This is a genomic window from Leucobacter komagatae, assembly GCF_000834055.1.
Lineage (GTDB): Bacteria > Actinomycetota > Actinomycetes > Actinomycetales > Microbacteriaceae > Leucobacter > Leucobacter komagatae_A.
Genome location: NZ_JXSQ01000051.1, coordinates 1 through 7,468 on the forward strand (window position 1 = coordinate 1; position 7,468 = coordinate 7,468).

Annotated in this window: 8 protein-coding genes; 6 read left to right on the plus strand and 2 right to left on the minus strand. The window is 65.1% G+C overall.

Going from position 1 to position 7,468, the window contains the following annotated elements; genetic code table 11:
* The 3 genes from SD72_RS16370 to mmsB form a co-directional block, all read left to right on the plus strand.
* Positions 1 to 1,251: CoA-acylating methylmalonate-semialdehyde dehydrogenase (locus SD72_RS16370; protein ID WP_042545541.1), on the plus strand; the 1,251-nt coding region annotated here is incomplete at its 5' end.
* A gap of 6 nt (positions 1,252 to 1,257) precedes the next feature.
* Positions 1,258 to 2,403: an acyl-CoA dehydrogenase family protein gene (locus tag SD72_RS16375; protein WP_042545542.1), complete on the plus strand. Its 1,146-nt coding sequence runs from the start codon at positions 1,258 to 1,260 to the stop codon at positions 2,401 to 2,403.
* A gap of 43 nt (positions 2,404 to 2,446) precedes the next feature.
* Entirely contained in the window at positions 2,447 to 3,352 is a 906-nt protein-coding gene (gene mmsB, locus SD72_RS16380) for a 3-hydroxyisobutyrate dehydrogenase (protein ID WP_042545543.1), read from the plus strand.
* Positions 3,353 to 3,367: 15 nt separating this feature from the next.
* Here mmsB and SD72_RS16385 read toward each other — a convergent pair whose 3' ends face one another.
* Positions 3,368 to 4,228 (minus strand): LysR family transcriptional regulator, encoded by an 861-nt coding sequence (locus tag SD72_RS16385; RefSeq protein WP_042545544.1) that lies wholly within the window; start codon positions 4,226 to 4,228, stop codon positions 3,368 to 3,370.
* Positions 4,229 to 4,296: 68 nt separating this feature from the next.
* Between SD72_RS16385 and SD72_RS16390 the strand changes: the two genes are divergently transcribed.
* From SD72_RS16390 to SD72_RS18615, 3 genes are read left to right on the plus strand one after another with little or no spacing between them, the layout of a single operon-like run.
* The gene (locus SD72_RS16390; protein WP_232299836.1) at positions 4,297 to 5,265 is read left to right on the plus strand and encodes an EamA family transporter; all 969 of its coding nucleotides are present in this window, start codon (positions 4,297 to 4,299) and stop codon (positions 5,263 to 5,265) included.
* 44 nt (positions 5,266 to 5,309) lie between these two features.
* Positions 5,310 to 6,374, plus strand: a complete 1,065-nt coding sequence (locus SD72_RS16395; RefSeq protein ID WP_042545545.1) for an alpha/beta hydrolase — start codon at positions 5,310 to 5,312, stop codon at positions 6,372 to 6,374.
* A gap of 21 nt (positions 6,375 to 6,395) precedes the next feature.
* Complete coding sequence (locus tag SD72_RS18615; protein WP_084767298.1) at positions 6,396 to 7,079, plus strand: NUDIX hydrolase; 684 nt, start codon at positions 6,396 to 6,398, stop codon at positions 7,077 to 7,079.
* Positions 7,080 to 7,091: 12 nt separating this feature from the next.
* Here the strand turns inward: SD72_RS18615 and SD72_RS16405 are convergent.
* Positions 7,092 to 7,468, minus strand: a 377-nt coding sequence (locus tag SD72_RS16405; protein WP_042545548.1) for a hypothetical protein, incomplete at its 5' end; no start/stop codon positions are given.

Consider the following 7,468-nt stretch of genomic DNA (forward strand, 5'->3'; position numbering starts at 1 on the left):
CTCGCAGAGCTGCTCTCGCGCGAACACGGCAAGACGGTGCCTGACGCGATTGGCGATATTCAGCGCGGTGTCGAGGTCATCGAGTTTGCAGTTGGTGGACCGCACCTACTCAAGGGCGAATACTCGACGGGAGTTGGCACCGGCGTCGACGTGTATTCGATGCGTCAGCCGCTCGGAGTCGTCGCTGGCATCACCCCGTTCAACTTCCCTGCCATGATTCCGTTGTGGAAGGCTGGCCCTGCCCTCGCTGCAGGAAACTCGTTCATCTTGAAGCCCTCGGAGCGTGACCCCTCTGTTCCGCTGCGCATCGCAGAACTCCTGCTCGAAGCAGGACTCCCGCCAGGGGTGTTCAACGTCGTCAACGGCGACAAAGAAGCCGTCGATGCGCTGCTGCACGATGAGCGGGTTCGGGCGATCGGCTTCGTTGGCTCAACGCCCATTGCGCAGTACATTTACGAGACCGCCGCGGCGAACGGGAAGCGTGCCCAGTGCTTCGGCGGTGCGAAGAACCACATGATCGTGATGCCGGACGCGGACCTCGACCAGGTCGCTGACGCACTCATCGGTGCCGGCTACGGATCAGCAGGTGAGCGTTGCATGGCGATCTCCGTCGCGGTACCCGTCGGAGCGGCGACGGCGGACGCCCTCGCGGCAAAGCTTGCTGAGCGGGTCGCGGACCTGAAGATCGGGCCGGCCCTCGACGCCACAGCCGACTACGGCCCACTCGTCTCTGCCGAGGCGAAGGCGCGGGTCGAGCACTACATCCAGCTCGGCGTTGACGAGGGAGCGACGCTCCTCGCAGACGGCAGGGGGCACACCGTCGCCGGCTACGAGAACGGTTACTACCTCGGACCGACACTTTTCGACAATGTGACGGCAGAGATGAAGATCTACCTGGAAGAGATCTTCGGCCCAGTGCTCGTGATCACGCGAGCCGAAACCTACGAAGAAGCGCTCGCGCTCGCGAGTGACCACGAGTACGGCAATGGCGTCGCAATTTTCACCCGAGACGGCGACACCGCCCGCGACTTCACCGCACGGGTGAACGTTGGCATGGTTGGTGTGAACGTGCCGATCCCCGTGCCGATCGCGTACCACACCTTCGGAGGTTGGAAGCGCTCCGGGTTCGGCGACCTGAATCAGCACGGCCCAGACGCGTTTAGGTTCTACACGAAGACAAAGACCGTGACGAGCCGGTGGCCGTCTGGTACGAAAGAGGGAGCGAGTTTCGTCATCCCGACGATGGATTAACGCGACATGACTGAACTCGAACAGCAGGAGCGCGCTGCCCTCGTCGATGCCGTCCGCGACTTTGCCGATGCCGAACTCGCACCGTTCGCAGCCGAGCGAGACGCTGAACGGCTCTTCCCCGTCGACACGCTTGCCGCGGCAGGGGAGCTTGGCCTCGGCGGGATTTACGTCAGCGAGGAGTACGGCTCAGGGCTCTCCAGGCGTGACGCCGTGGCGATCTTCGAGGAGCTCGCCCGCGGAGACACCGCGGTCGCCGCGTACATTTCGATCCACAACATGACGGCTTGGATGATCGACACGTTCGGTTCCGACGAGCAGCGCGCGCGCTGGCTCCCCGGGATGACCTCGATGCGAGACCTCGGAGCGTACTGTCTCACCGAGCCAGGCGCTGGGTCAGATGCCGCTGCGATCACCACGAGTGCGCGTCGCGATGGTGACGACTATGTTATCAGCGGAACGAAACAGTTCATCTCTGGTGCTGGCAGCGCAGCGGTATACGTCGTCATGGCGCGCACAGGCGAACAGGGCTCAGGCGGTATCAGCGCGATCGTGGTCGAGAAAGACACTGCCGGGTTGAGCTTCGGACCCAACGAGCACAAGATGGGTTGGAACGCGCAGCCAACGAGGCAGGTCATTTTCGATGAGGTCAGGGTGCCCGTTGCGAACCGGCTGAGTGCAGAGGGCGACGGGTTTCGGATCGCTATGAAAGGGCTGAACGGGGGACGGGTCAACATCGGTGCCTGTTCGCTCGGGGGTGCCCAGTGGGCACTCGAGCGAGCGACAGCCTATGTGCAGGAGCGTCACGCGTTTGGGGCACCGCTCGCTGCGAATCAGTCGATCGTGTTCGCGCTCGCAGACATGGAGACCAATCTGCAGGCGGCGCGGGCGCTGCTTGAACGCGCTGCGGAAAAGATGGACAGCGGCGCGAGCGATACCGCAGTCGCGTGCGCCCTCGCCAAGCGCTTCGCGACTGACGCGGCATTCGATGCCGCGAACCAGGCGCTGCAGCTCCACGGAGGCTACGGCTACCTGCACGAGTACGGGATTGAACGGGTGGTGCGTGACCTCCGCGTGCACCAAATCCTTGAGGGAACAAACGAGATCATGCGCACCATCGTCGGGCGCGGGCTGCTGCACGGTGGCAAGCGGTAGCGAGACGCCCTGCGGGCGGGACGCGACAAGTGAAGGAGAGAACATGACAACGATTGCGTTCATCGGGCTCGGACACATGGGGAGGCCAATGGCGGCAAACCTCGCACGCGGGGGGTTCTCCGTCCTCGGCTTTGACCTCGTCCCCGAGCTGTGCGAGGAGGCCAGGGCTGCCGGCGTGCCGATCGCCGCCTCTGCGAATGAGGCAGCGGAACAGGCCGACATTGTCATCACGATGCTGCCAGCGGGCAAACATGTGCTCGCTGCCTATCGCGGCGGCGACGAACCAGGGCTCTTGGAAGCCGCGCGGCCGGGAACGTTGTTCCTCGATTGCTCGACCATTGCGGTTGATGAGGCAAGAGCAGCTGCTGAACTTGCGGTCGCCGCCGGGCACCGGGCGCTCGACGCCCCCGTATCGGGTGGGGTCGTCGGCGCGGAGAAAGGCACCCTCGCGTTTATGGTCGGCGGTGAGCCGGCCGATTTCGCGGCAGCGTCCCCAGCGCTCGAGGCCATGGGCGCGCGGATCGTGCACTGCGGCGGGGGAGGCCTCGGCCAGGCTGCCAAGGTGTGTAACAACATGATCCTCGGAGTGACCCAAATCGCCGTCGCGGAGGCATTCGTGCTCGGTGAGCGGCTTGGCCTCTCTCATCAGGCACTCTTTGACGTGGCGAGCAACGCATCGGGGCAGTGCTGGGCGCTCACGACGAACTGCCCCGTGCCCGGGCCGGTGCCCACGAGCCCAGCGAACAACAGCTACGAGCCGGGGTTCGCCGGTGCACTGATGGCGAAGGATCTCGGCCTTGCCGAGCAGATGATCGCCCTCACCGGCGTCGATGCACAGCTTGGCCTACTGGCGCAGAGTCGCTACGCGGCCTTCGCTGCAGGGCCAGGCGCGCAGCAGGATTTCTCTGGCATCATCAACACGATTCGGGAGGAAAGCGTCGAGGCCTAGCCTGCGCACTCACTATCAGCCGCGTGCATACAGTCGGGTGGCGAGTTCGACGAGGGCCTCGACGCCTGTCGGGGCCTCGTCGCGCCACCAGACGAGCCGGACAGCGATGCGCGGTGCGTCGGTGATGGGAATAAAGCGAACCCCGCTTCGTGCGTGATGCACAGCCGTTGACTCAGCTGAGACGCCAACAGCTTCCCCCGCGGAGATCGTCGTCAACCAGTCTTCCGTGTTCGATACGGCGAGAAAGTTCTCGGGGGCTGGCCCCCCGTCCCAGAGTTCGCGCCGAGTGGTCCCAGCGCGGGGCTCTGCGGCGACGGTGCGGGCGGCAAACTCTCGCATCCGGAGCGTTCGTCGTCTCGCCCAGAGCGGATCATCCACCGAAAATACGCCGACTCGGCGTTCGAGCCCAATCACGGCGCTCGAGTACTTGAGCGGATCGGGAGGGCTCCGCATGATCGCGACGTCACAGCGTCCCTCAGCAAGCCCGGATGTTGGGGTGTCGTGGTGTTCGAAATGCAGCTCTGACGCGGCGTCCGTTTCTCGCCACTGCCGGAGCAGATTGGTCGTGTGTTTGCCGAGCGCCGACCAAGCATAGCCGAGCCGTATCCGGTGCTGCTCCCGCTGTGCGAGGGCGTTCATCGTGTCCACCTGTGCGAGCAGTCTACGTGCGTGAGGGAGCAGTGCCTCCCCGAACGCCGTGAGCACGCAGCCGTGCCTGCCTCGGCGGAGAACCTGCTGGCCGAGAGCGCGTTCGAGTCCAGCGATTGCCCGTGAGGCCGAGGCCTGCGAAACGTGCAGTTCGCTCGCCGCTCCGGTGATCGTACCGGAGGTTGCAGCGGCGACGAAGCAGCGCAGTTCCTTGAGAGACCATTCCATACGTAAAGCGTATGTAAGCGCCCAAACTTGCACAATACGAAACAGAAAATCGGTCGTATCGTTGAGCCGTGACTCAAGACAAGCCCGCGCTAAGCCGCCCCACAGCAGCTGAATATGCCGCAGCCGACCTCGGGCGGGGGATCGGCATCACCCAGGTCGCCTCGCTCGGCAATCAGCTCGGCGCTGCCGCCGGTGCGCTCGCGTTCCCTGCGATTGGGCCGATCGGGGTGGTCGCGGTGCGGCAACTCGTCGCTGCGGTGGTGCTCGTGCCTATTGGGCGGCCACGGTTCGGCTCGATGCGGCGCTCCGACTGGCTGGCTGTGATCGCGCTCGCGCTCGCGCTGACCGTGATGAACACGAGCGTCTATCTCACGATCGACCGGCTCGGCCTCGGGCTGGCAATCACACTTGAGTTCCTTGGCCCGCTCGCGCTTGTGATCCTCGCGGCACGCAGGGTGATCGACTACCTCGCGGGCGTCATCGCCATCGTTGGGGTCATCGTGCTGGTGAACCCCGGCCCAACGTCTGACTATCTTGGCATTGGGATCGGCCTGCTTTCGGCCTGCGCTTGGGCGGCCTACATTCTCCTGAACCGCAACATCGGGAGGCGCCTCCCCGGAGTCCAGGGCACGGCGACGGCCAGCCTCATCTCTGCCGTAGTGTGGCTCCCGGTCGCCATCGCGCTGTGCGTGGCGCAGCCACCTCCAATGTGGGCGATAGGCCTCGCACTGCTGTGCGGGTTAGCCTCGTCCGTGCTGCCACTGTCAGCTGACATGACCGCGCTGCGACTGCTTCCGGCCGGGCTCTTCAGCACGCTGCAGAGCATGCATCCCGTCTGGGCTGCGATCGTAGGGTTTGTGTTGCTCGGCGAAGGGCTCGCGATCGCGGAAATGGTCGGCATCGGACTCGTGGTGCTGAGCAACATCATCGTGACCACGACGAGTGCAGCTCGATCGCGCCACTCGCCCCGTGTCATCCCCGCAAGGCCGGAGGAAGCCGGGCGCCGCAGCAGCACCAGCGCGCACAAAGATGAATAAGAAAAGCCTCGATCCACCCATCGGAACGCTCGTAGACTGGCAGCATGATTCAGTGGCGCCCAGACGTGCTCGGCGAGGGTTTTGAAAGCCTAACCTTTGAACTCGGTGAGGATGACGCGCCCGAAGTCGTCGAACGAACACCCGAGCAGCAGGAGGGGCCGCTCGACGCGCGGCAACTCGTCGCCACCCTCATCCGGTCCCTTCCGGAGCGCCGATCGCAGTGGGCGAGGGCTACAGGACGACGGCGCGAGTTCGAAGACGTCGACGTGCTCTACGTGCACGGCTGGTCCGACTACTTCTTCCAAACCGAGCTCGCGAAGTTTTGGACCGACCGCGGCGCACGATTCTTCGCGATTGACCTCAGACGGTATGGGCGAAGCCTGCGGCCGGGCCAGGCGCCTGGCTATATCGGTGACCTTGCCGATTACGACGCTGAGATTGAGTTCGCGCTCGCAGAGATGCGCAGTACCGCCCAGAGAAACCACCCAGAACGAAAGCTCGTGCTGCTCGGTCACTCGACGGGTGGCCTCGTGCTCAGCCTCTGGGCGAGCCGAAACCCGGGTGTTGCCGACGCGCTCATTCTCAACAGCCCGTGGCTCGAACTGCAGCTTTCTGCGCGTGGCAGACAGATGATCGCGCCCATCGTGAATCTCGGGGCGAAACTTGTGCCGCTTGAGGTGCTGCCGCAGCTTGACTACGGCTTCTACGCGCGGGCGCTGCGGGAGGTCGGCCCGAAGGCGGACGTTGCGCGGATCAACGCGGAGTGGAAGCCCGAGCAGAGCCATGCCGTTCACAACGGTTGGCTCCGCGCGATCCTCGCGGGGCACGACCGCGTCTACCGCGGACTCAATCTCGATGTGCCTGTGTGCGTGCTGCTCTCCACGCGGACCGCGCTCCCCGCCAGGTGGAGTGAGGAGCTCACACGTGCCGACACCGTGCTCGACGTCGAGGGTGTTTCGCGCGCGGCGCTCAGGCTTGGCAGGTCGGTGACGCTCGAACGCGTCGATGGGGCGCTGCACGACGTCTTCATGTCAGCGCCCGGGCCACGAGGCGACGCGTACGACCGAATGCAACGGTGGGCAAAGGGGTGGCGCAGGGCGCTCGAGTGACGCTAGCGGTAGGCTCACTGTATGGATCTTCGGGTAGCGGCCTACGCGGTCATCGAGCGCCGCGGCAAGATCCTGCTCACGCACTGGAGGCGAGGGCACCTGCACGGGTGGACGCTTCCCGGCGGTGGGATCGAATCAGGCGAGGACCCAAAGGACGCCGTGGTGCGGGAAGTGCTCGAGGAAACCGGGCTGAACGCTAAGGTTGGCCGGCTCCTCGGCGTCGATTCACGCGTGATGGTGCGGGAGGAAGTTCCGGCAGGGAACGATCCCGAACTGCACACAATTCGGATCGTCTACCGCGCAAGCGTGCAAGACGGGCCGCTGCAGAATGAGGTTGACGGCTCGTCTGACGAGGCCAGATGGGTCTCGCTGAAGGACGTCGGCTCGCTGAAGACGCTCTCGCTCGTGCAGACCGGCTTGCGCATGGCGGGAATTTCGCGCCGATCGCCAGGCGGCTCAGGGCGCGGGGGCCAGGGAAGGTCGGGTGCGGCGCGCGCAGGATCAGCCAAACAGGGCTCATCGAAGGGCTCCGCCAAGGCCTCGGGCAAGGGCTCCTCGCCGAAAAGTGGGGCGGCGAAGGCGGCTGGACCCCGCGGCGCCGCTCAGGGCGCCGGCGCCTCAGGAACCGACGCGCAACAGGGTAGTGCCCCGCGATCAGGATCGGGACGATCGAGATCACGCGGCACTAACCGTTCTGGCACCTAGGCCAGGGCGAGGCTACCCCTCGGGAGCAACCCACAGCTCGTCGTCAGTGCGGAACGCCTGCCACAGCGCGTAGCCAACACCAACGGCGGCCACTGAGCCGAGCACGATTGCGACGATCCCGCCGGCGCTGCGCTTCTTCTTCACCGGTTCAAGGTAGCCGGTGCGCACGCCAAAGTCGCGCACCTGCGCCGCGGCCTTTGGGTTCTCGATCTCGTCGAGCGTGCGAATCGTCGACGCCAGCGCATTTGCGACGGCAGGTGCGGTCGCTCGTCTGACGGAGCGGGCAGCATTCCTCGCCGATGCGACACCGCGATCCACAACTGGACGAACGCGATCAACAGCCACATCGACACGGGGAGCTACATGCTCGTCGCTCAGGAGTCTTGCCT

Coding starts and splice junctions, on each gene's coding strand:
- mmsB (WP_042545543.1), top strand. CDS start 2,447: ATGACAACGATTGCGTTCATCGGGCTCGGACACATGGGGAGGCCAATG.
- SD72_RS16395 (WP_042545545.1), top strand. CDS start 5,310: ATGATTCAGTGGCGCCCAGACGTGCTCGGCGAGGGTTTTGAAAGCCTA.
- SD72_RS18615 (WP_084767298.1), top strand. CDS start 6,396: ATGGATCTTCGGGTAGCGGCCTACGCGGTCATCGAGCGCCGCGGCAAG.
- SD72_RS16385 (WP_042545544.1), bottom strand. CDS start 4,228: ATGGAATGGTCTCTCAAGGAACTGCGCTGCTTCGTCGCCGCTGCAACC.
- SD72_RS16375 (WP_042545542.1), top strand. CDS start 1,258: ATGACTGAACTCGAACAGCAGGAGCGCGCTGCCCTCGTCGATGCCGTC.